The 25,261-nt window shown below is 38.6% G+C and carries 16 protein-coding genes; 14 read left to right on the top strand and 2 right to left on the bottom strand.

Features of this window, described 5'->3' with window-relative positions; all coding sequences use genetic code 11:
• Positions 1-152: 152 nt before the first annotated feature.
• On the bottom strand, positions 153-2,948 hold the full coding sequence (locus QA584_RS07580; protein WP_278273909.1) for a beta-glucosidase: 2,796 nt from the start codon (positions 2,946-2,948) through the stop codon (positions 153-155).
• 11 nt (positions 2,949-2,959) lie between these two features.
• The gene (locus tag QA584_RS07585; protein ID WP_278273910.1) at positions 2,960-6,325 is read right to left on the bottom strand and encodes a GH36-type glycosyl hydrolase domain-containing protein; all 3,366 of its coding nucleotides are present in this window, start codon (positions 6,323-6,325) and stop codon (positions 2,960-2,962) included.
• A 440-nt stretch (positions 6,326-6,765) separates the two neighbouring features.
• On the opposite strand from QA584_RS07585, the gene QA584_RS07590 reads away from it, so the two are divergent.
• The 14 genes from QA584_RS07590 (at position 6,766) to QA584_RS07655 (ending at position 25,160) form a co-directional block, all read left to right on the top strand.
• A complete protein-coding gene (locus QA584_RS07590; protein WP_278273911.1) occupies positions 6,766-7,701 on the top strand; it encodes an ABC transporter permease in 936 nt (311 codons plus the stop codon).
• 10 nt (positions 7,702-7,711) lie between these two features.
• On the top strand, positions 7,712-8,623 hold the full coding sequence (locus QA584_RS07595) for a carbohydrate ABC transporter permease (RefSeq protein WP_278273912.1): 912 nt from the start codon (positions 7,712-7,714) through the stop codon (positions 8,621-8,623).
• A gap of 233 nt (positions 8,624-8,856) precedes the next feature.
• Positions 8,857-10,419: a DUF3502 domain-containing protein gene (locus tag QA584_RS07600; protein WP_278273913.1), complete on the top strand. Its 1,563-nt coding sequence runs from the start codon at positions 8,857-8,859 to the stop codon at positions 10,417-10,419.
• Between the two features lie 767 nt (positions 10,420-11,186).
• The gene (locus QA584_RS07605; protein WP_278273914.1) at positions 11,187-12,212 is read left to right on the top strand and encodes a LacI family DNA-binding transcriptional regulator; all 1,026 of its coding nucleotides are present in this window, start codon (positions 11,187-11,189) and stop codon (positions 12,210-12,212) included.
• A 35-nt stretch (positions 12,213-12,247) separates the two neighbouring features.
• A complete protein-coding gene (locus tag QA584_RS07610) occupies positions 12,248-13,000 on the top strand; it encodes an endonuclease/exonuclease/phosphatase family protein (RefSeq protein WP_278273915.1) in 753 nt (250 codons plus the stop codon).
• A gap of 907 nt (positions 13,001-13,907) precedes the next feature.
• Positions 13,908-15,614, top strand: a complete 1,707-nt coding sequence (locus tag QA584_RS07615; protein ID WP_278273916.1) for a sensor histidine kinase — start codon at positions 13,908-13,910, stop codon at positions 15,612-15,614.
• Between the two features lies 1 nt (position 15,615).
• Positions 15,616-17,217: a response regulator transcription factor gene (locus QA584_RS07620; protein ID WP_278273917.1), complete on the top strand. Its 1,602-nt coding sequence runs from the start codon at positions 15,616-15,618 to the stop codon at positions 17,215-17,217.
• A gap of 267 nt (positions 17,218-17,484) precedes the next feature.
• Complete coding sequence (locus QA584_RS07625) at positions 17,485-19,005, top strand: ABC transporter substrate-binding protein (RefSeq protein WP_278273918.1); 1,521 nt, start codon at positions 17,485-17,487, stop codon at positions 19,003-19,005.
• A 141-nt stretch (positions 19,006-19,146) separates the two neighbouring features.
• Positions 19,147-20,088: an ABC transporter permease gene (locus QA584_RS07630; RefSeq protein WP_278273919.1), complete on the top strand. Its 942-nt coding sequence runs from the start codon at positions 19,147-19,149 to the stop codon at positions 20,086-20,088.
• Between the two features lie 12 nt (positions 20,089-20,100).
• Positions 20,101-20,979, top strand: coding sequence for a carbohydrate ABC transporter permease (locus tag QA584_RS07635; RefSeq protein WP_278273920.1), 879 nt, complete (start codon positions 20,101-20,103; stop codon positions 20,977-20,979).
• 243 nt (positions 20,980-21,222) lie between these two features.
• The gene (locus QA584_RS07640; RefSeq protein ID WP_278273921.1) at positions 21,223-22,611 is read left to right on the top strand and encodes a GH1 family beta-glucosidase; all 1,389 of its coding nucleotides are present in this window, start codon (positions 21,223-21,225) and stop codon (positions 22,609-22,611) included.
• A gap of 587 nt (positions 22,612-23,198) precedes the next feature.
• A complete protein-coding gene (locus QA584_RS07645; protein WP_278273922.1) occupies positions 23,199-23,327 on the top strand; it encodes a hypothetical protein in 129 nt (42 codons plus the stop codon).
• Between the two features lie 4 nt (positions 23,328-23,331).
• Positions 23,332-23,682, top strand: coding sequence for an NUDIX domain-containing protein (locus QA584_RS07650; protein WP_278273923.1), 351 nt, complete (start codon positions 23,332-23,334; stop codon positions 23,680-23,682).
• A gap of 557 nt (positions 23,683-24,239) precedes the next feature.
• Positions 24,240-25,160, top strand: coding sequence for an oxidoreductase (locus QA584_RS07655; RefSeq protein WP_278273924.1), 921 nt, complete (start codon positions 24,240-24,242; stop codon positions 25,158-25,160).
• Positions 25,161-25,261 lie beyond the last annotated feature (101 nt).

Here is a 25,261-nt window from a genome sequence, read left to right on the forward strand (position 1 = left end):
AGGGATTATATTTTAGATTGTTTGAAATATAATCCCTTTTCTATGCCCAGACCTTGTAGCTATTGCGGTGCACCTGACGGAGAGGCAGTGTATTACTGGTTAGTCCGCTCTGGCTGGCGCTAAATTGTCTGTAACTTTACACCTTGATTAAATCAGCTGTTATCAGCATCCCAGTATTTCTGACAGCTATTGCTGTTCATAACAAAAGTAAGGAATCTTATAGCAGAAGTTCGCAGGTCAGTTAAGGAAACACGACCTTCTTCATAGCCTTTTAAAACCTGTTCTATTACCGGAGGACCACCTGGCATAATAATGTCATTACCGGCAGCAATGGCATCTGCTCCATCAACAACGATATCCATATCGCCCCAGTCAGTTATTACAATCCCTTTATATCCCCATTCTTCTCTTAAGATACCTTGGCATAGGTCTTTATTGCCAGCGGCAAAGAGACCATTAATTTTATTAAATGAGGTCATAATCGTAGATACCTTGCTGTTCTTAATAATCATTTCAAAGGGCTTTAAATACAATTCCCTGATAGTGCGTTCTTCTGCAATGGAATCCAGGGCATCAAAGGAATTCTTAGAACTGCCTCTACGGTAAGTCTCTTGTTCATTCAAAGCAAAGTGCTTGGGACAAGTAGTTATGCCTGCTTTTTCGGCACCCAGAGTTATGGAGAGACCGCAAAAGCCGGTATGTCTGGGATCTTCGGAATAATATTCGAAGTTACGGCCTCCGATGGGGTTTCGGTGGAGATTGATTCCCGGTGCCAGCCAGCTGTCAACCTGTAATTCCATAGCTTCTGCTGCACAGGCAGCACCAAAGTCTTCCAAGAGTTCCTTATTAAAAGTGCAGGCCATGGATATACCGGTTGGCCAGGCAGTCATCTGTACGCCGGCCGGACCATCTTTGTAAAAGACAGAGGGGATACCGTATTTTTTAAGGGCCGGTGAGAGGTATCCCGGGAAGCCGGTTGGATGAGTAGATACGGCTATATCTGTCCCGTCCGGATACTGGATGGTAGCGGGATATTTACCGCCCATACCACCAAAGGGAAGTCCGGGACCATACCCATTTAGTAATACTGCCAGTTCTTCCAGGGTTAGGAGATTCACAAAATCCGCTAAGGACAATCTGCCTTCTTTCACATCTTTTAGAGTAATGGTATCTGACTTATCTATTAAGAGGTCAGAGGGATCTACAGAAGAAACGGTTAAAGCGGTAAATTTATTGTCTGAAATCTGAGCTGTAAGTGTCTTTTCTTCGTCAGTAGGTCTTCCTTCTGTATCAAGAAAAGCAACGTCAGGGGAATTGGTATCAATGGAGTTAGAGCAAACGGAATTGCTGTAAACGGAATTGATGCAAACGGAATTACTGCGAATGGAATCACTGCGAATGGAGTCATCACGGATGAAGTCACCGCCAAGGGAATCAGCACCGGGGTAATTGTCGCAAAAGGTATTAAAGCTGGCTTGATTCAAGGTCAGAAAGCAGGGAGCATGGTCCTTTTCTTCTTTTTCCTCTTCATAGGAATAAGGCAATACGTCCTTTTTTCTTAAGAACTCAAGTTTACCTTTGTTAGCTGGTGAAAGTCCCAGTCTGTTAGCCAGGTGTTTGGTAACAATTGTTTCCGTGACGAAAAGCCTGCCAATAATGTGGGTATTACGGGAAGAATTACCAAGCCTTAGAAAATAAGTACCTTCTTCAATTATATAAGCTGCCAAAGCCTCCGAGTAGCTTGCAAGTTCTTCCAGGGAGAAGCTTAAAGTAAGTTCCACGGTTTCTGCTGGTTTTAGGGCGGGGGTTTTTACATAAGCCATTAATTCCTGATAGGGCTTTTCAAGACAAAGGGAGGGGGCACTGATATAGAGCTGCAGAACTTCTTTACCGGTATACTCCTTGTTTTGGTTGGTGACTTTGGCAGTTACCAGCAATTCCTTACCCTTTTGGTTCACATTGATAGTCTCCATGTGAAAGTCTGCGTAGGATAAGCCATATCCGAAGGGATACAGCACAGGGACATGAAAGGTATCAAAATACCGGTATCCTACATAGATACCTTCTTTGTAAAGCGCAACCGGACTTTTTTTATAACCGGTACTGTGATTATTCCCAGCCGACAGCCCAAAATCACTATAGGTCAGAAGGGTATCGGGCTGGTCCTTATCCGTAAAGAAAAGGTCTGCAAAGGGGTAAGCTTCGTAGGAGCAGGCCATGGTAGAAGGAAGCTTCCCGCTGGGAGTTATTTTACCGGTTATCACCTCGGCAAGCGCGGCAGCACCTTGCTCCCCTGCTGTACCAAGCAGCAGGATGGAACAGATAGAGGAGTAGGAATGGATCAGATTAAGGTCAATAAAACCGTTAATATTTAAGACCAGGACGACCTGTTTAAAGTGGGAGGCTACATGATGGAGCAATTCTCTTTCTGAGACTGTAAGATAATAATCCTCCGCTACCCTCCGGTCACATTCTTCACCGCCGGAACCTCTGCCAAGTATCAGCACCGCTGTCTGGGAGGAAGGGAGGTTCGTGATAAGTTCTCCGGGCACCGGGTATTCCACCGCCGGGGCTTTGTATTTCCCAAAAATCTCATAGATTAGTCCGCTGTTTATGAGTTCTGCGAATTTAGCCAGGTCTTCTTCCGGAGACAAAGCCATATCTTTTTCGGCTTTTCGGGCATTCCGGTAAAAGGTAGTAAGAACTGTATCTGGAATAAGTCCGGCTTTTATGAATTCATCTAGAATCAGGGTGGCTTCCTCAGAAGAAGAAGCACCTGAGCCGCTTCCTCCAATAATGGTATCAAGTTGAGCACGCCCAAATACAGCTATGGGAGTGTTCGGACTTAAAGGGAGTAAAGCAGTATCATTTTTTAATAGAACAATTCCTTCACCGGCCAGCTCTTTCGCCAGCTGCAGCCTGGATTCCTTTGTAACATAGGTTTTCATAAAATTCCTTTCTAGGGTACTTTGGTTAAAGGTAGCCTTATAAATATATTGAGTTCGGAAAAATCCTTTTCCAAAACCGTTCTTTGGAGTTTAATGCCGCCTTTACGGTAAGGGTTTGATACTGCTTCCCCCTCAAGTTTTGTCTTGTCTGCATATACGGTGATTCCATCCGAAGAATCAGCAGTGTTGTCATTCTCTGAGTGTATATGATACTGGAAGGTAATATCCTTTTCAAAGCATCGAAACATTACCCTTAAGCCGTTAAGGCTCTCTGGCAGTACCGGATCAAGAATCAGGGAGTCCTGCTGAAAACGGATTCCAAGTATATTGGACACCAACTGGTTTAAATAAATCCCAGGACCGCTGGAATAAAGGCGCCAGCCCCCTTTTACCGGAATCTCACCGGCTTTTAATTGTTTAAAATTTTCTGCAAACTCATATCTGTCCATAAAATTTCCGTCAGAACTGCTGAAATACAGATTGCTCTGCCTTAGGCAGGCAGTTTTAACAGAATCCTGTATCCGTATTGGATTAATGGTAAATAAACCCTCCCAGGCGGACATAGCGTCACCGGTTTTTGCGCAGGCTTCCAGATACCGGATATGGGCATGGGTATATAATGAACTGATTTCTCTTCCAACATTAGCGGCCTGTTCTGCTCTCTTAAAGAGCTTGCTGACACCGCCTTTATAGCTGGCAGGATGATCCATTAGATGTACCCCGTCAGGGAATTTAAGTTCCTTATTTATCACATCCATATTTATAAGAGCTTGTTCTGGTGTGACCAGTTCTGAAATAATGCTTCGGGTCATGGGGAGGAGCCGGTATTTGATTCCTGTGTCTGAATCCTCTGGATGAAGTATGTATTTCATATCTCCTTTATCATAACTCACAAAACCTGGAATTACCTCATCTTTTATCAAAAAGGTATTAAAATCTTTTAAAATCTTATCTGCGTCTTCTGTCAGCTCTTTTGCGAAAGACGAATCCGTTGATGTCAGTGCAGTGCCAAGGCGCTTTAAGGTCTGATAGGCAAGTGCCACTGTCCAGGAACTTACCAGGTGTTCACGCATGTTTGGATCTACTGGCTGGAGGGTGTCGTCCCAGTCTCCGCCGGCATAAGTAATAAGACCGGTATCTGCAATAAACCGGGTCTGTATGGCTTTAAAGGCTCTCTTTATATGAAGGAGCAGAGATTCGTTCGAAGCCTTATCATCAGCATAGGGAAGAGGCTTTGTAAGCAAATCATAATTGCCGGTCTGTTCCAGATAGTCACCAATACACTTAAGAGGCCAGAAGACAACATCTCCATGGCATTCACCGGCATCTAAAGTATAGCGGTCAAACATGAACCACTGAGGCCATTCTCCGGTAGAAGCATACTGGTGGGAGAATATATTCCTAAGTATCTTAGCGGCAAGGTCATAGTGCTGAGTCATAAGGAAATATTCCATAGGACCCTGGCAGACATCTCTGGTTCCCCAGGCAGCACCGCCAGGCTGTTCCAAGCCGTGAGGGGAAGCAAAATGAATCAGGGCATTGTGGGTATACCACCAGGCAGTCTGATTCAAAATCTCAACACGTTCTGCAATCTCAGGACTGCCTCCGCTTACCTGGAAGCCTCTGTTAAGGTTGCGGTAATAATCAAGTGCCGCAGCCTTTTCTTCTTCAAAATTAAGGTCAGGAATTTCCTCTGTAAAATTACTGTCGGTGCTGCCTTTTATCATGCAGGAAAAGGCAGCAGTATCTTTTAACGTTACAGTTAAGAAGCTTTCATCAAAGGAGCGTTCTCCCTCAAAAAAGATACGGTCATCACTGATGAGATAGTCAGCGCCCGTAAAGAGCATATCATAATAAAGCTCTGGATATTCGGTTGAGATATCTTTAAACCGTAACCCCTTTTCCAGAGTTTCATAAGTTACTTCTTTGGAGTGTTCCGTTTCACCGAGTACTAATTGATTTGTCAGAATGAAATCGTAAGTTTTATTTTGAAGGCTTTCTGCCTTAAGTACAACATAAGGATCACGAGCCGCAGTATAAGATGTAATTCTTAAGAGGTCATCTGGCAGTACATAATACCATCTTGCGTAATTCATTCCCATCTCAAAGAGGGCGGGAAGGGTTAGCAGTCTATAAGTTCCTGATAATTTAACATAGAGATGCTGACCGCAGTTCTTTTGTATATTCAAAAGTCCCCTTGAGGTGGAGAGAAGCTTATGAAAGGAGGTGTTTCCAAGGATTGTCTGACTGCCGAATAAACCATACATATAAGCAGTACTGGCCATGGCGTTTTGCCCTATTTCCTCTGTGGTATCAGCAGCCAGGTTTTCTGTTCGTACTTTCGGGCAGTTCATGATGATAGTACCATGGGGGCGTTCCGTACGAAGCTCTTTATCCTTGGTCACGATATGGCTGTAATCTTTTGTAAAGAAGGAAAGGAGAGTATCCTCTTTTGTTTCCTCTAATACCCAGTGGGGAAAGAGTTCGGATATTTTTTCCCTGGTAAGAGCTGGGGAAGAGTATGGAAGTCCAAACTCTCGTTTGAGTTTCATTCCGGGGCAGGGAGCAGTAAGTTCTTTTTTTAGGCTGGCATAAGCAGCTTTTAATTCTTCCTCAAATTCTGCTCCTTCGATTGCCTCTTTATGGTTCTCCTTGGCAAGTCCGTAAAAGGCAGTTGTTACCGGTTCTATTAAGGAAAACTTCTCAGTCTGTAAAGCAGTATAGGAGAACTCGAACTGATAGTTCACATCGGGGAGATCCCTTAAGAGTGCGGCAGGAGTATCGCTGTCTTTATAAGAAGTCTGAAAGAACTGCATACCATCCGTTGCATAATGAAGGACAGGTATTCCCGCTGAGCCTTGTCTTAAATAAGGATAATTACCGCCTTGCTCCTGATTCTGACGGGAACATACCGAATAGCCTTTATCTGTTTTTACGATACTGTGGCCAAGATATTGTGAAACATAAAGTTCATTGGTCAGTACACTTTCAGCAGAGGATACACCAATATCCTGGCCGTATAAGAGATCAACCGTTTCCCCATTTCCCTTTAGGGTGATATCCCAGAACCAGACACCTTCCAGTCCATAAAAAGTTACTTCATAACAGATACCGGAAGCAGTGCCGCTAAAGGTAAGGGAATTCTCGCCTTTACTCAGCACAGATTCGGAACGGATTCCTAAAAGCGGATAAACACAAACAGAGTCATCTCTGTAAATTCTCAGATAGATATTATTTGGTGAGCCATCTTTTGCATTGCCGCGAAACTCATTTAGCATAATTCCTTGATGGAGGAAATCAAAGATGTCACCAGTGGGCAGGAAACGATAGGTGGTTTTGCCCTTTTGAAATACATATAGATGTTCAAATAACTTCATAGAGTCAGGTCCTTTCTACGTTAGCAACATTAATATGATATATTCCGGGTTTATCTTGTGCTTTGAACACAAGTGGAAACGTTACCATATTCAAGAGTTATTGAAAATATTATAGCGTTGCTGATTGTAATTGTCAATGAAAACTAGAGAAATATTATCAGTAATTTATACAAAATCATAAACATTTAATGAAGAAATAGCGAAAAGATAATTAATTATCTAGGAAAATATGTAAATATATAAAAATAATATTGTAAAATATTAAAAAACTGATTGACAAAGAACCTCAATGACATTATAATTTTTAACATAAATCACAATTTGGTTTAGAAATGGAAACGTTTCCATGAAATAATGCTACAAATAGGGGAATAATTTTCATCTATGAATTGGTTATATAGTAAGTATATCTAAAAAATGAATTGAAGGGCGGATTTTATATGGGTAAATTGACAATCAGCATGAAGAGCTTTTTTCGTGAAGTAAAGCGAAAGCGAGTTTTATTCTTAATGATTTTACCAGTAATCGTGTACTTTATTGTGTTCGCTTACATACCTATGCCGGGTGCATATATTGCATTTGTTGACTACAGTATAGGCAAAGGAATTTTTGGAAGCCATTTTGTCGGACTTAAAAACTTTGAATTTCTTGCAAAAACAGGAGACCTGTGGAGAATCACAAAAAACACCCTGCTGTATAACCTGGCGTTTTTAACCTTCTGCAACTTATTCCAGGTGGCTTTTGCAATTATGATTTCGGAGCTTTCCAGTAAATGGTTTAAGAAGATATCCCAGTCAATTATTCTGCTGCCATATTTTATTTCCATGGTTATCGTAGGGTTCTTTGCCTATAACTTATTTAATTATGATCATGGCTTTATTAATACCCTGCTGGCTACTATCGGTCTGGAAAAACATGACTTTTATGCCGACCAGGGCATTTGGAAATATATTATCGTATTTTTCAAGGTCTGGAGCCAGACGGGATACGGTATGATAATATACATGGCCACGATAACCGGAATCAGTGCCGAAATCTATGAGGCTGCTGCCCTGGATGGTGCATCACCAACACAAAAGATTCGTTATGTAACACTTCCATTATTAAAACCTACTGTTATATTACTTTTCCTCTTTGGTTTAGGCGGTATTTTAAAGGGTTCCTTTGATTTGTTCTATAACCTGATTGGCAATAATTCAGTTTTGTTCCCCCAGACCGATATCATTGATACCTTTGTATTTAGAAGTCTGGTAGGTCAGTTTAATTTCTCCCAGGGTGCAGCGGTAGGTTTCTATCAATCAATATTTGGGTTGGTACTCGTATTGCTTGTTAATACAGTCGTGAAAAAAATAGAGCCGGATAGTGCGTTATTTTAGGAGGTTTCAAATGAGTAATATGAAAAAGATATCAAATAAAAAACCAATAGGTAAAGACGAAAAGATAATGAAGGTTGTCTTTACTATTCTGGTAACGGTGTTTGCCTTAATATGCCTGTTTCCTTTTCTTTTGCTGATATCCTCATCCTTTATGAGTGAAAAAGAAATTTTGACAGAAGGATATAAACTAATACCAAACAAGATTAGTTTCAGTGCTTATGAATTTTTAGGCAGTAACATTAAGAATCTGCTGAATGCTTATAAAACAACTTTAACAATTGCTTTCGTTGGAACGTTACTTGGGCTTTGGCTTATGTCTATGGCAGGTTATGTATTGTGCAGAAAAGATTTTAAATACCGTAATCAGATTTCCTTCTTCATCTACTTTACTACCTTATTCAGCGGCGGTCTGATTCCAAGCTATATCTTAATGGTAAACGGACTGGGTTTAAAGGATAATATCTGGTCTTTGATCTTGCCGGGACTCATGTCTCCCTGGTCCATTTTTCTGATGAGAAACTTTATGAAGTCCATCCCGGACTCTTTGTATGAATCCGCAGCCATTGATGGCGCAGGTGATTTTAAGATTTATTGGAAGATATTTATACCTCTTTCAAAACCTTCACTTGCAACCATCGGCTTATTCTTAACACTTGGTTACTGGAATGAATGGTATAATGCAATGCTTTATATCCAGTCAGCAAATAAATATCCTCTGCAATACTTTCTGCAAAAGATTGTAAGCCAGGCCAATGTCCAGCTTCTGGTGCAGCAGGGATTAAGTATTAATGTTGGAGATCTGCCTTCGGAGTCAATTAAGATGGCAACCGCAGTAGTAGCCATTGGACCTATCATATTGGTATATCCCTTTGTCCAGAAGTATTTTGTAAGCGGTCTGACCATTGGCGCGGTTAAGGGATAATAGAATATAAGAAGTTCAGAAAAGGTAAGAAGTTAGGAAAGGTAAGAAGTTGAGAAAGGTAAAAAACTAAGAAAAGGTAAGAATCTAAGAAAAAATAAGAAACCAAGAAAAGGTAAGAAGTTATGAAAAGATAAGAAACCAAGAAAAAATTAGAAGCTAAGAAAAAGATAAAAGATACGATAATTTGCTGCATCAAACAGCTTATTATAAATTAAAAATTTAGGAGGAATAGCATGAAAAAAATCATTACAATGTTATTAGTGGTAGTTTTGGCTGTAGGAATGCTTGCAGGCTGTAGTAAGAACAATACGGATAACAGCAGCAATCCACAAACAGCAGAAAATGGCGGGGCAGAAACAATAGACAAAGGAACTGTAGATACCTCAAAAGAGGTTAATCTGGTGCTCTATTTATGGGGTGGTGAAGGTGTTGCCAATAAGGAAATACTTGCACAATTAAATGAAAAATTAAAAGCTAGCATCAATACTACAATTGAAGTGAAGTATATCGACTGGGGTGATATTGGAACCAAATATCCATTATTATGGTCCTCCGGTGAGGATTTTGATATGGCTTATGTATCCTCCACAGCCAATGTACCTTATTCCACACTGGTGAAGCAGGATGCACTTTATGACATAACTGATTTGATTGCAAAATATGCTCCTGCTTTAAATACAGAGTTAGCAGATAAATGGGCTAATGTAACCGTAGACGGTAAAATCTATGCCGTACCTAACAAATATTCTGAATATACTGCTTATGGTTTTGTAAGCCGTAAAGACTTAATGGATAAGTATGGAGTTCCTGCCATCAGTTCCATAGCTGATATGGAGAAATATATGGATGGAGCCTTAGCAGACGGTCAGATTCCTCTAAACGGAAGTTCAAACTTAGCAAACGATCTTTATAGAATGTTTGTAGCTACTACAGACGGATGGATCAATGCGCCTGGTATACCATCCTCCGGCTTATATCTGGTAACCGATAAAGAGGACACCAGTAAGATTATACATCCCGCATTTACAGATGAATTCGAAGCCTTTGCGGTTAAGATGAATGAATGGGCAAACAAAGGATATTGGTCTAGGGATATTTTATCTTCCGCACAGGATGATAAAGACAACTTCTACAATGGTCTGTCCTCAGCCTATATCAGCCATCAGCCTGACTGGACTGGTAATTACGGAAATCAGCTTACCAAATTACCAGGAGTTGAAACTGAATTCTATTGCTTCCCGGAAGCACAAGGAAAGATTGTTAAAGCCACCGGCGTTGGTGCTGCAACAGCTATCAACAGGAATTCCAAATATCCGGAAAGAGCTCTAATGGTAATTGAAAAATTAATGACAGATAAAGAATGCTATGACTTATTCCAGTATGGTATCGAAGGAAAACAATATGTTCTAAAAGATGGAAAAATCACACAACCTGAAGGCTTTGATGCTACTAAAAACGGTGGCGGCTTTTCAGCCTGGGCCTTCCGTACCGATGCTTTAAACATTCCTCAGGCCAGTGAAGATCCTCGCCGCTATACCTTAAATGATGAATGGTCTAAGACAGCAATTGATGATCCTTTCGTAGGATTTAACTTTGACAGCACCCCTGTTTCAACAGAATTATCCATCATCTCTGACCTTGACGCAAAACTTGGAATACAGATACTGCTAGGCAAGACCGCACAAGACCCAAAAGAAGCAGTTGCTGAATACAGAAAGCAATTAAAAGCCGCAGGCGTAGATACTGTACTTGATGAAGTAAATAAACAATGGACAGCCTCCAATACTGCTAAATAAAACGCAGCTAAACTTAAAAACAGATATAAGTTAGTAACTGATAAAGCTAGCACACGGAGGTTATATCTTATAAATTGTTATTGTAAGAGTGTTATATCCATACAGCAAAACATATATAATCTACCATATTTAAGTGATTGTAGGAGAGTAAAAAACATAAATACTTACTTATATAAATTAAGTAATAATGTAATTATAACTTTCTATAGGCTACAAAATACAGAAGTTTTATTAATATAGAAGTTACGGAAAAAGCTATACAAAGAAAAAGCTATACAAAGAAAAAGATATGCAAAGAAAAAATTATACAAAGATAAAAGCTATATAAATATAACAGGGAAAGTGGCAGGGGGAAATCTCCCTGTCAGTTTCTCTATAAATAAATACCAGGAAATTAAACGGCAAATCCGAAAGGAAAGAAACGCCAAAGACTAAAGCAGTATTCTGGTATGCTTGGAATCTTTTTGTATTGGAAAGGTTCCCCCTGGAACTTAAACTTGGTGAACTGCGCCAAGGAGGAAAAGAGCAACTGTTTGAACGAAGTGAGTTTTGCTCATTTCCTCCTGCTTTAAGCAGTTCACCAAGTTATAGTGACAGGAGGGTTCTTTCCCTACAAAAAGATTCCAAGCATACCAGAATACTGCTGGAAAATTTAAATTCAACCGTGAAGATAATACTTTCTCTGATGACAATACGCAAAGAATTGTGTATAATTGTTAATTATGGGTAAAGTAAAAAACAAAGAATAAAAATATGGGACGGGGATTATGGAAATAACGATAAAAGACATAGCCAAACTTTCAGGAGTTGGAATAACCACAGTATCAAGAGTTATAAATAATTCGGGACCAGTGAGCCCAAAAACCAGGGAAAAGGTTATGGCTGTGGTCCGGGAATATAATTATGTTCCCAATAACAGCGCCAGAAACTTAAAATCCAATCAATCCAAAAGCATAGCCCTTCTGGTAAAATCCATTACCAATCCATTTTTTCAGAAAATGATTCATGTAATTGAACAAAAAGTAGCTTTAAGGGGATATCAACTAATCATCCAAAATGTTACAAGACTGCAAAATGAACTGGATATTGCAATATCAGAAGCCAAAGAAAGAAATCTTCAGGGAATCATAATTATGGGAGGGTCATTCAATTATACGGAGGCGAAATTCAGCGCTCTTAAGATACCCTGCGTATTCCTGACCGTCTCGGCAGGGGAGGATATCCCACTGGGGAGTTATTCCAGCATACGCATCAATGATGAATTGGAGGCTTTTAAGGCTGTGGATTATCTGATTTCATTGGGACATAGAAGGATTGGTTTTATAATGAATGCTCCTGCGGATGAAATGACGCCTAACTCCCTGCGTTTTAAGGGATATTTAAGAGCTTTGCAGCAGTATAAGATTCCTTATGATGCGGCTTTGGTAGCCTCGGAATTTTCCTCCCTTTCCGGTTATGATTTTGGATTTAAGATGATGAAACAACTCCTGGCTCAGAATAAAGATATGACCGCGGTCTTTGCCTTTGCCGATATCGTAGCAATCGGGGCTGCGAAAGCGGTTTTGTCTAGTGGTTTAAAAATACCGGAGAATATATCCATTATTGGTTTTGATGGTATCGAAGAGGCAGAATTTTACCATCCGTCCATAGATACCATATCACAACCGGCAGAACAGATGGCATTATCCAGCGTTGAAGTGCTTTTTGATATGCTTCAGGGCGGAGAGACCAAACACATTGTATTTGAATCTTCATTATTAAAGAGAGGCTCCTGTATGGTCATGCACAAATAGGCGGTAAACTGACAGGAGATAAAAAGGATGTAAACATGCAGATAGTAACATTTAATATACGTTGTGATTACGGTCAGGACGGTGCGAATAACTTTGATAACCGTAAAGTGCTGATTGAAAAGAAAATAAAAGAAGAACAACCTGACATAATCTGTTTCCAGGAAGTGCTGCCCCATGTGGCACAATGGTTAAAAGAAAGTCTCACGGATTATTATGTCCTAGGCTGCGGAAGAGACAAGGACCTTCAAAATGAGCAGACCAGTATTGCTTACCGCAAAGAGTTGTTTCACCTGGTGAAGATGGAAGTCTTCTGGTTATCGGATACACCGGATATTCCTGGCAGCCGCTATACAAATCAGAGTGAATGCCCGAGAACTTGTACGGTATTATATCTTTACGATATAAAGAAAGCCAGAGTCCTCCGGGTATACAATACTCACTTAGATCATATTGGCAGTGAAGCTAGAAGTCAGGGGCTTAAGCTTATCATGGATAAAATCAGCCAGACGGATTATATGGGGAAGGTTCCTTTTATCCTCACTGGAGATTTTAATGCGCTGCCGGATTCAGAGGAGCTGGCTGTCTTAAATAATTATAAAGGTATTTATGACTGTACTAAAACCATATCCGGCACCTTTCATGATTATGGCAGAGAAAAAATAGAAGAGAAGATAGATTATATTATTGCCGATAAAGCATTTAACTGTAAAGGGACAGTCAGATGGACGGACCAGGTAAACGGTGTTTACTTGTCCGATCATTATCCCGTAAGTACGGTATTGGAATAGTAGTAACAGTTACCACAAGAAAGTTTCATACAAAGCGTTGCAGATATCACTGATAAGATGACTGCAACGCTTTTATTTTAATATTTGTATACAGTTTCAAGGATACCCTTCTTTTGTGGATATCATAATGAGAAAGGTATATTAGGAAAGGTTATAAAGTGATTATTAGGAAAGGTAAAATGTGATTATTAGTAAAGGTTAAAATGTGATTACTAGAAAAGGTTAAATGTGATTATTGGAAAAGGTTAAATGTGATTATTGGAAAAGGTTAAATGTGATTATTAGAAAAGGTTAAAATGTAATTACTAAAAAAGGTTAAAATGTAATTACTAGAAAAGGTTAAATGTGATTATTAGAAAAGGCTAAAATGTAATTACTAGAAAAGGTTAATTGTGATTATTAGAAAAGATTAAATGTGATTATTAGAAAAGGTTAAAATGTAATTATTAGAAAAGTAACAAAATTAATATAACAAGGTAACAATATTAATATACATACCAAGGATACGCATAAGAAGTAACATTATTTATAAAAAGAGCTTACATAATTGATAGCTAAGATATCATAAAAAAATATAATGGCATTAACCAATGGTGAAAGAAACGATTGTACCCAAGTCAGTCAAATTATGTTAAATGAAGAAATGACTTGAATTAATAAAGAGCAGTGTGATAAGGTTAATGAAGGCTTTACCTTCACTAATTAATAAAAGCGTATACATAGGTGTAAGATAAATGAAACTATAAAAAACAGAAAAGGTTGCCGCAAAACGATTCTTACAACTAATCATTTTGTGGCAGTATCGCAGAGCTTGCGATATGCAATGGTATTAGTGTGAAATAAAACATTTCACACTTCTTATTTGGGCAGTATCGCAAGCTAGCTTGCGATATGCATGGGTGTTAGTATGAAAAAATTAAGATCACAGATATTGATATGGATGGTTGTCCTGATTGTTCCGCTGCTGGCAGTATTGGCAGCCTATAATATATATACCCTGAAAATTCTGAATAAACAGGTAGCGGCAAATAACAGCGATATTATATCAATTTATGAAAAACCGGTAGTTCAGGATATGGACTATATCAGCTATTCCATGGCCAATGCTATGGCTAATAACTCCAGTATGCTCCAGTTAAATTATGCAGCAGGATATATGGAAGCTTATATCTGCTGTAATGATATTGCTTCGGATTTTAAAGCTTTGGTCCGGTCGGAACTAGAAGGTCTTGCAGCCTTAGGGATCAGTAGTCCCAAACATAAGCTTACCAGAATGGTCTACTCGGATGCAGGAAAATATACATATAATGAAAAAGGTGAATTGAATAATTATTTAGCCTTACTTATGCAGGATGAGGAATGTTACAAGGCGGGCTGGCAGCTGCTTTCTCTGACCAAGAGGGATTACCTGGTAAGAATACTAAAAAATAATAACGTCTACGTCATAATGGTAATTGATTTTTCCCTTATGACTACACCCCAGAAAGAAGCCGATGAGGTAGAAAGCGGATATCTTGTCTATACCACCAAAAGTAATGCCGCTTTAACCATGAAAAAATTTATCAAAGAAAATGATATTGAACTTAAATATTCCTCCGGTGGCTATTATATCTCTGGCAGTAAAGCCAATCATTATATGATAGTACAAAAAGATTTTCCCTATGCAGGTATCAGACAGTTTTATGTCAGCCCCTATAAAGGCGCTGTCAGATATCTGGATGTGGTACAGATCTTGCTGATGATTATCACCATAGGCAGTGCTTGTTTTATACCGGTGGGCTTTTATTATATGAAAAAAACACTGTTTAATCCCATGGAATCCATGATAACAACCATGGAATCCATCGGCTCCGGCCAAGCAGATGCTCATATGGATGAAAACTATAAAATAGCGGAATTTTTACAGGTGAAAGATACCTTTAATGCAATGGTGGATAAAATCAAGGAATTAAAAATCAATGCTTATGAACAGGAGCTGCAATATAAAAATGTCCAGATGCAGTATTTACAGATTCAGATCCGCCCTCATTTCTTTTTAAATTGTCTGAAAAACATATATGCAATGGCCAATCAGAAACAGTATGACTCCATACAGGAGATGATTCTTTTGCTGTCCCAGTATCTGAGAAGCCTGTTTCAAATCAATCCGTCTCTGATCAGTATAGAAGAGGAAATAAAAGGCGTGAATACTTACATTGCGTTACAGCAGATGTGCCAGTCAGAACCGCCCCAATGTAAGATTGATGTGGACCCGGAACTTTGGCAGTTTAGTATACCTACTTTGTCAATCATTACTTTCATTGAAAATTCTGTGAAATACGGTGGAGTGTCTGATAAACGGCTGATGATTTCAATCCGGGTGTCAAAGCTGATCAGTGAGACTGATTCTTATGTATGTATTACGATTTTAGATAACGGACCGGGATTTCCCAGTGATGGATTAAATACCTCAGAAGAACCCTATGATGAGAATTCCAAGGAACATATCGGCATTATTAATATCAAAAAGCGGATTGAATTATTATATCATGGAGAAGGAACCCTCCTTTTTAGCAATTCAAACGGAGCATGTGTAGAAATCTATATTCCAATGGACCAAAACGAGGTGAATTAAGATGACAGTATTAGTGGTAGATGATCATATCAGTGTAGTAAGTGGCTTGGTATTTGGAATAGACTGGAAGAAGCTTGGGATTACAAAAGTATTAAAAGCTTATAATGCCAGCGAGGCAAAAAAAATCATAAGCAGTCAGACCGTTGATATTCTGTTATGTGATATTGAGATGCCGGTAGAAGACGGACTAAGTCTTTTTAACTGGGTTAAGGAAAATAATTACCCCCTGGAATGTATTTTCTTAACTTCCCATGCGGATTTTATATATGCCAAGGAAGCTCTGCGGCTGGGAAGCTTTGATTATATCTTGCAGCCAGTCAGGTATGAGGAAATTGAGAAAACCCTTGAAAAGGTTATGGATAAAATAAGGATTACCAGAAAAAAGGAAGAAATGGCCTACTGCGGTGACCTGATTCAGAAAAGAAAGAACATATTCCTGGATGCGGTGCTGCAACGGTTCTTTTGTGAGAGCGGCTTTTCTCAGGAACAGGCTGTACAGGATCTGAAAAACCTTGGTATCGCTGTAAAGGAAACAGAAAATAGTTTTGTTATATACCTGCAAATCCAAAAAGCGAGTCCGGTAATTAGAGACTGGGACAGTGATCTGATTAAATATACCATAGAAAATATTCTGGGGGAACTGGTATCCGGATATGGCTATGGTATCCTGGTATATACAAAATCAGTCAGGAATTTTGTGGTTTACATCTATAAGAAAGAACCTTGTAATATTGAAAAAGAAATTATTTGTACCCAGTTAAAACATTTTACCCAAATTTATAAGGAATACTGCGGCTGTGAAACTACCTGCTATCTTCTGTCCTGTAACAGTATCAGGGAATTAAAGTCATTGGTAGATAAATTAGAACTAATTAAGTCCAATGACGTAATACGCAAGCAAGGGGTTATAGATGGTGACTTAGAAAGTCAGGAAAAATCCGGCGGGGAAGAAATAAAGAGTTTTTTTGATAAGATGGGAACTCTGACTAAGAATAATTTATACGAAAAGATCTGTGATGATGCAATAGCACTATTAGACGAGCTGTCCGGAGAAAAACAGATGAATGCGGATATCCTGATTCGTTTTTATCAGGATTTTTTAAGGGTAATGTATCTGTCGGCGGATAAATACGGCATTTCCTCTTCTGAAATCTTTGAAGAGGATACCGAACGGGAACGGTCCTTAAAAGCCTATGCTTCTGTTGAGGAGATGAAATGGCTGATAAAATATATTACTGCCTTCTTCAATGAAAAATGTGCTTCAGAGGAAAAGCAGAAAACCCAAATTGATTATATACTGCAGTATATCAGAAGTAATATTGAGTCAGATATACGCCGAACCGATATAGCAGAGGCAGTACACTTAAATCCCAATTATGTTTCCAGATTATTTAAAAATGAGATGGGAAAATCCTTAAAGGAATACATTATGGAGGAGAAGATGGTATTAGCCAGGGAACTGGTGAGAAATACCAAGCTGTCGATCAGTGTTATTACAATGAAAGTCGGGTATAACAACTTTTCTTATTTTGCACAGGTTTATAAGAAAATTAACGGTCTGCCTCCGGTTGAGGACAGGGAAATAAACGGCAGGCACCATTAAAGTGAAGTTACAAAGCTGCAAAAGAAGAAAGAAATCTATGTTGTGTATAAAGCATTGCCATCAATAAGCGGACCTGGAGGAAGTACTTGCAAATCAATAGTTAACCTGGAAAATGTAACATTTCCGATAGTGGAATGTTACATTTTTTAAGGAAGTACAAGCCTATGGCAAAAGAGCTTACATTTTTAATGATAAGTAGGCACAGGAAAGGTAGTCCATACTAGGAGGCTTTATTATAATAATAACATCAAATCAAGGAGGAAGGTTATGAAAAGTAAAAAACTTTTGGCTGTATTATTAATCGCAGTCATGACATGTACCTTATTAAGCGGATGCGGGGGAGCTGATAAAAGCACATCCAAAGACAGCAGTACATCAGGGGGAAGTGCTGCAAATACCGACAGTAAAGACGGCGAAGAACCATATACCGTTACAATCTATGCACCTTATGATGCAACAACCGAAGAGTGCAAAGCAGTTTCTGAAAAGGTAAGTGAAATTTCAAGGGAATTAATCAATTGCAATGTGGAATTAGTCAGAGGGGTAACAAAGGATCAGTTGAATTTAGCCTTAACCTCAGGTGAAAAATTGGATCTCTTTTATGCATTTCCCTGGGAAGTATCTTTGTCCAGTATGGTTGCCAGCAACGAAGTGGTTAAAATGGATGATTTACTGACCCAGTACGCACCGGATACAAAGAATAGCATTTCAAAGGATGACTGGGCTTGTGTTACGGTAAATGGCGGTATTTATGGTATACCGATGAATAAGGATAAAGCCCAGGCCAGAGGCTTTGAAATGAATAAAAAGATTGCCGATGAATTAGGAATCGATTATAGTAAGCCAATTACCTACAAAGAACTGGAAGCAGATTTACAAAAGGTAAAAGAAGCTTATCCGGATATGTATCCTTGTGTACCAAATGGCGGAAGCATGAACTTCCCGACCTGGTCCTGTGACGTACTTGGAGACAGTCTTGGCGTATTAGAAAACTGCCTTACGGATAGTACAACCGTAGTCAATCTGTTTGATACGGATTCTTTTAAGGAATATTGTTCTTATATTTATAAATGGGTACAGGACGGACTTATGATGCCGGATGGTGCCAATACAGATGAAAGTTATGCAACGTATATTGGTTCTGGCGTTGGTTTTGGTACCTTCACACCGCTGAAAGCAGGTTTTGAAGCAGAAGAATCCAGAAAATGCGGCGTAGAAATTGCTACAGTTCAATTATTTGATGCCCATTCCACAACTTCTATGGTTAACGCATGCTGGAGTATTGCCGGAAACAGTGAGAAACCGGAAAAAGCCATGGAAATGCTTAATTTAATGTATACAAACCCGGATATTGCTAATTTGTTTATCAATGGAATTGAAGGAAACAACTATAAATTCGTAGATAAAGAAAATAATATAATTGATTATGTGGATGGGGTTGATTCCTCCACTTCCAATTACTCCGTAGTAGGATGGGCATGGCCAAACGAACAGATTACTTATGTTTGGAAAGGTGACCAGCCGGATGTCTGGAAACAGCTCAGTGACTTTAATGCCTCTGCTCATTCTTCACCGGCCAAAGGTTTTGTATTTAATAATGAGAATGTTTTAAATGAAATAACTGCCTGCAACAATGTAATTGATAAGTATGAAAATGGTTTAATAACCGGATGCCTAAATCCTGAAACAGCCATTCCTAAGATGAATGAAGAACTAAAAGCAGCCGGAATCGATACAATTTTAACGGAAAAACAGACTCAATTAAATGTTTGGTTAGCCGGAAAGTAATACCCTGGTATAAATAACAGAAATAGGTTGCTGCAAATTTTAAAATCGTCCTGCCGGGGGAGAAAGTTAATGGGACTCTCCACCTGGTAAGATAACTTGATTTTTTTGCAGCAGCCTTTATTTTCACAGCGAGGTAAAAATATGCACACAAAATCAAAAAAATCACCGGTTACCGGTTTAAAAAAACTGAAAAAGTTTCTGCCGTTATATTTGATGATGGTACCGGGGCTAATTTATCTGATGATTAATAACTATATGCCAATGACCGGTATTGTCCTTGCTTTTAAGAAATATGACATGAAAAAAGGGATGTACTTAAGTCCGAATATTGGTTTAAAGAATTTCGAATTCCTGTTTAAAACGAAGGATGCATTTACCATTACCAGAAATACCTTAGGTTATAATCTGGTTTTTATTATACTTGGTACTTTAGTAGCAATTATTATGGCAATTTTGTTAAATGAAATTAAAAATGAAAAGGCAAAGAAATCTTATCAGACATTGATCTTAATACCATATCTGATATCTATTGTGGTAGTTAGTTATATCGTATATGGTTTTTTAAATACACAGAGTGGATTTATTAATAACTCAATCTTAGAAAAACTGGGAATGAATACAATTTCCTGGTATTCAGAAGCAAAATACTGGCCTTATATTCTGGTATTTGTCCACATTTGGAAAGTATTTGGCTACAGCTGCATTATTTATTATGCGACTCTGATTGGTATCGATAAAGGCTTCTATGAAGCTGCGGTTATTGATGGTGCTACCTTCTGGCAGCAGATAAAATATATTACCCTGCCGGGGTTAAAAACTACGATCATTACCCTGACATTAATGTCTGTGGGCAGGATTTTTTATTCGGATTTCGGATTGTTTTATCAGGTGCCCATGAACAGCGGCGCATTGATTGATGTTACCAATACAATAGATACTTATGTCTACCGTGGCCTTACCCAGCAGAACAATATCGGTATGGCGGCAGCAGCAGGCTTGTACCAGTCCCTGGTTGGTTTTGTTCTAGTTCTGACTGCGAATTATATTGTTCGGAAAATCAGTAAGGAAAATGCATTATTTTAGGAGGATAATCAAATGGTAAAAAATGATAGAGGGTTCCAAGTTGCAGTTAATATAATTATGATTATCCTGTGTCTGATCTGTGTGTGTCCTTTTCTGCTGTTAATCAGTTCTTCCCTGACAGCAGATAATGAATTAGTGAAAAACGGTTATTCCTTTATTCCTAAAAAACTGGATCTGACAGCATATAAATATTTGATTTTCGGCTCAAAGTCAATCATAAGAGGTTATGGGATATCCATCTTAGTAACGGTTACCGGTACTTTTTGCAGTCTGGTGCTTACTACCTTATTTGCTTATCCTTTGTCAAGAAAGAATCTGCCGGGCAGAAACTTCTTCGCGTTCTTTATTTTCTTTACGATGCTGTTTAATGGAGGGCTGGTTCCTACCTATATTATGTGGACCCAGATATTCCATATTAAAAATACGATTTGGGCTTTGATTGTTCCGGGGCTTCTTATGAATGCCTTTAACGTAATTATGATGAGGTCATATCTGACTACTAACATACCGGAAGAGGTCATCGAGGCAGCAAAAGCAGACGGTGCAGGGGAAGTCAAAACTTTGCTCCAAATCGTACTGCCTATGTCAAAACCAATTATGGCCACCCTGGTGTTATTAATTGGTCTTGGCTATTGGAATGACTGGCTGAATGGTTTGTATTATCTGAATAATGATAGTTTATATAGTATACAGGTACTGCTCAATAAGATGTTACAAAATGTGGAGATGATTAAAAATGCAGCTTCTTCCGGAGCGGCAACCATGAAGCTTCCTTCTACCTCCATAAGGATGGCAGTAGCAGTTATCGGAGCCTTGCCGGTGTTAATTATCTATCCCTTCTTTCAGAAATACTTTGTAAAGGGAATTGTGGTTGGTGCGGTAAAAGGTTAATAAATAATAATTTAAAGATATAGTTAAAGGATAGTATTTAACAGCAATTACTAAAGTAAGCTTTCTTAATTGTGAAACAATACAGTTTTTTGAATAAACCATACAATTAGTAGGTATTTAATAATTTCAGTTGCCCTCTTGGCAAGATTTAGCTTTAAAAATGTGTTAATTGTATGGTTTATAGAAACAATAATTAAGTTTTGTTATTGCCAGAATAACAAAATTACACGAAGGGAGAAAATTATGAATTTTCCAAACGATTTTGCCTGGGGTGCTGCAACGGCGGCATACCAGATTGAGGGCGGTGCAGATGCAGATGGCAGAGGTCCATCTATCTGGGATACCTATTCCCATGATAAAAAAATAGATTCTCTTAGAAACCGGATGAATATATTAAACGGGGATACCGGAGATACAGCCTGTGATCACTATCATCTCTATAAAGAAGATGTAAAACTGATGAAGGAAATGGGGCTTAAGGCATACCGTTTTTCTATAAGCTGGTCTCGAATTCTGCCGGAAGGAAGAGGTAAGGTTAATGAAGCCGGTCTTGCGTTTTACAGCCGTTTAGTGGATGAATTAATAGAAGCTGGGATAGAGCCTTATATTACTTTATTCCATTGGGATCTGCCTCAGGCTTTACAGGATATTGGCGGCTGGTTCAATCCCGAGATGCCGGCTATTTTTGCGGAATATGTAAAAATAGTAGTAAAAGCCCTGTCAGACCGGGTGACTTATTGGATGACCTTAAATGAACCCCAGTGCCATATTATTATCGGACATATTATGGGGGAATGTGCGCCGAAGCTTCGGGTATCCGATCAACAGGGCTTTTACCTGATTCACAGTATATTAAAAGCTCACGGCAAAGGGGTACAGGTGATTAGAGAATATGCCGTTAAAAAACCCCAGATCGGAATAGCCCCAAATCCTCAGGCCTTTTACCCTGCCACAGAGCGGGAAGAAGATAGGAAAGCGGCAGAAAAATATTCTTTTCGCATTACAACCAGAAATTTCTGGAATTCCACCTGGTGGCTGGACCCGATTCTTTTGGGAAGGTATCCGGAGGATGGGATTAGGGTATTCGGTGAAGATTTTCCTATGGAGATGATAAAACCAGGAGATATGGAATTAATATCACAGCCTTTGGATTTTCTTGGCTGCAATTTTTACCAGGGGACAAAAATCATGGCAGATGAGAAGGGCGAACCCGTTGTGGTTCCAAGAAAGCAAGGTTTTGATATGACCGCCTTTAAATGGGGGGTCACACCGGAAATTCTCCATTACATGCCTACCTTCCTATATAAAAGATATAACCTGCCGATTTATATTACGGAAAACGGTCTGTCCATGGCGGATTGGGTAAGTCTGGACGGAAATGTACATGACCCGTTAAGAATTGACTTTATGAAACGTTATCTATTGGAACTTGGTAAAGCAATAGAGGAGGGTACTCCGGTAAAAGGATATTTTGCATGGTCACTAATGGATAATTATGAATGGTCCAATGGGTATTCCGAAAGATTTGGTATGATTCATGTGGATTATGAAACCCAGAAAAGGACTTTAAAAGATTCTGCCCACTGGTACCGGGAGGTCATTTTAAGTGATGGGGAATGTCTTTCTAAGTAGGTAAGCAATAATAATATATGCCTGATGCAAAATTGTAAGGTTTTTGAACTTGGGCTTAGAATGGGGATAATGTTTTTTAAAAATTTTGTTCCAAGATTGCGCGAATAAGCGGCTGCATTCTCTTTCTTGCAGCCATTCGCGCATACTTTACACAAAATTTTTAAAAAACATTATCCCCATTCTCTCCCAAGTAATTTACTCTTTGAATTTTGCAAACGCCTCTTCCCTTTTTTGCGGAGCCTGACATACACTTAGTTCTAATTGGTAATAATTATATACCAATCGAAGTTTAGGAATTAATAAAAAAATGACACCAAAGAAAAATGTTAATACTTAATTGATCAACGCCTATGTGATAACATAAATTTATATCAAATAATCTAAGAAATAAAAGTTCTAAAGAAAGCATTGTTAGGGAGATGGTGGATACGGAAAACAGGACATCAATAATTATACCTACGTGTGGGATGGAAGATACGGATTTCTCATATATGCTATATAAGCATGTTTATTGAATTTTTATTTTGACTCCGCCATGATTTTTTTATAGGATTTTATCATAAAATATATAATACTAGGAGGAGTTTATGGAATCGATACATCCAATAGTCAGAGCTGTAATTATAAAAGACAATAATATCTTATTATCGTCAGCAACCCCCAAAAATGATAGGTTTTCAAATGAATTCAAATTTTTACCCGGGAGGGCATGTTGAATATTTGGAAACGTGTTCAGAAGCTCTAAAACGAGAACTATATGAGGAGACAACGGGTCTGGGAAAAATTGAAGTAATGGAGCTTTTAGGTATACTAGAATGTACTTGGGATAATAAGGGTACCCCTTATCATGAAATTAATATTGTATATAGAGTTGAATTTGAAACTATGTGTGAATTAATAAAATCAAACGAAGAACATATAGAATTTAAGTGGTATAGATTAAATATGTTAAATGATTTAAAAATACTTCCTAGCAGTCTGGCAGAATTAATACCGATGTGGTTGAGCAGTAATGAAAAAAATACTATATTAGCTTCCGAAATGAATAGTAAACAGACTGATCTATTATAATTAATTGTAATTAGTACAGTGTTAGCAAATATGTTTCTGCACTAATTCTTTGACATGTGGATGGATAGCATGCAGAGAGTTACCATTATCAGATCCTTTTATTACAATCATTTAACTCTGTAAGTGTATAATACGATAGGATTTTCAATACTATAAAGTTCAAAACTTTTAGCTGCTAATTACTTAGATATTACTCTAAGTAATTAGCAGCTTTTTTCTGATTTTCAACTAGCTGTATTTGTACAGTACAGGATAGATTTCTCAGATTTTCTATACTAATGACCAAATCGCTTGAAAATGTTATTATTATTAACTGTTTTTTTCTTACTAGATAAAGAATTATTTATAAATGGTTTATAAAAATTTAAAAATAAGAAAGCTTGACATTGATAAAACTCTAAGTGATATCATTAATTCAGGTACTATATAAGAACATTTATTATATAAAACTACTGAAAGGATAGATAGAAAAGCAGTTAAAAGAAATGGTTTAAAATCCATAAGATTGGTAACTAAGTTTAGTATATTAGATTAGTAGATAAGAAAGGTGGATAACTATGAAAAAAAATTGGACCTCAGCGGATATCCCTTCACAAAAAGGACGTTCTATTGTGATTACCGGCACTGGCGGGATTGGTTATGAAACTGCATTGGAAATGACCAGGGCAGGTGCAGAAGTTATTATGGCTGGAAGAAACAGGGATAAAGGGGAAGAAGCGATAAGCAAAATCAGTAAAATCAATCCTGCCGGGACGATTCGTTTTGAACAGCTTGACCTGGCAGATCTTGCATCTATAAAAGCCTTTAGTCAAAGGCTAAGGACACAACGCAAAAGTTTGGATATTCTTGTAAACAATGCAGCGGTTATGAATCCGCCAAAACGTATCGTTACAAAAGATGGCTTTGAACTTCAAATGGGTACGAACTATTTGGGTCATTTTGCCTTAACGGCATATCTGCTTCCCCTTCTGCAAAAAGGCAATAAGCCAAGAGTAGTCACTCTGAGCAGCTTAGCCCATCTTAACGGAGTGATAGACTTTAGTGATCTTCAAGCAGAACATAACTACAAACCAATGGTATCCTATTCTCAATCAAAACTTGCCTGCCTGATGTTCGCTCTTGAACTACAGCGGCGAAGTGAGGCAGCAGGTTGGGGAATAACCAGTATAGCTGTGCATCCTGGCATTTCCAGAACAGAGTTGATACCAAACGGAGCGGGAAAGAATAGCGCAGCAGGTATGGTACGGCGTATCTTTGGACCGGTTTTATTTCAGCCTGCGGCTCATGGGGCTTGGCCTTCTCTTTATGCAGCGACTGGGATTGACGCAGCAGGGGGTAACTATTATGGACCATCCAAAATGAGAGAAACAAGAGGATATCCAGCAATAGCAACAATTGCACCCCAGGCAAAGGATACGAAAACTGCTTCAAAGCTTTGGGAAGAATCCGAAAAACTGACGGATGCAGAGTTTATCTAAGGCTTATATAGAACTTGCTAAAAAATTATATACTTGTATTTTTCCCTTGCGGATGTTTATACCTAATAGGTATGTGCATCCGCACTATTCTTATATTTGAA

Source organism: Anaerocolumna sp. AGMB13025 (assembly GCF_029689925.1).
Taxonomy (GTDB): domain Bacteria; phylum Bacillota; class Clostridia; order Lachnospirales; family Lachnospiraceae; genus Anaerocolumna.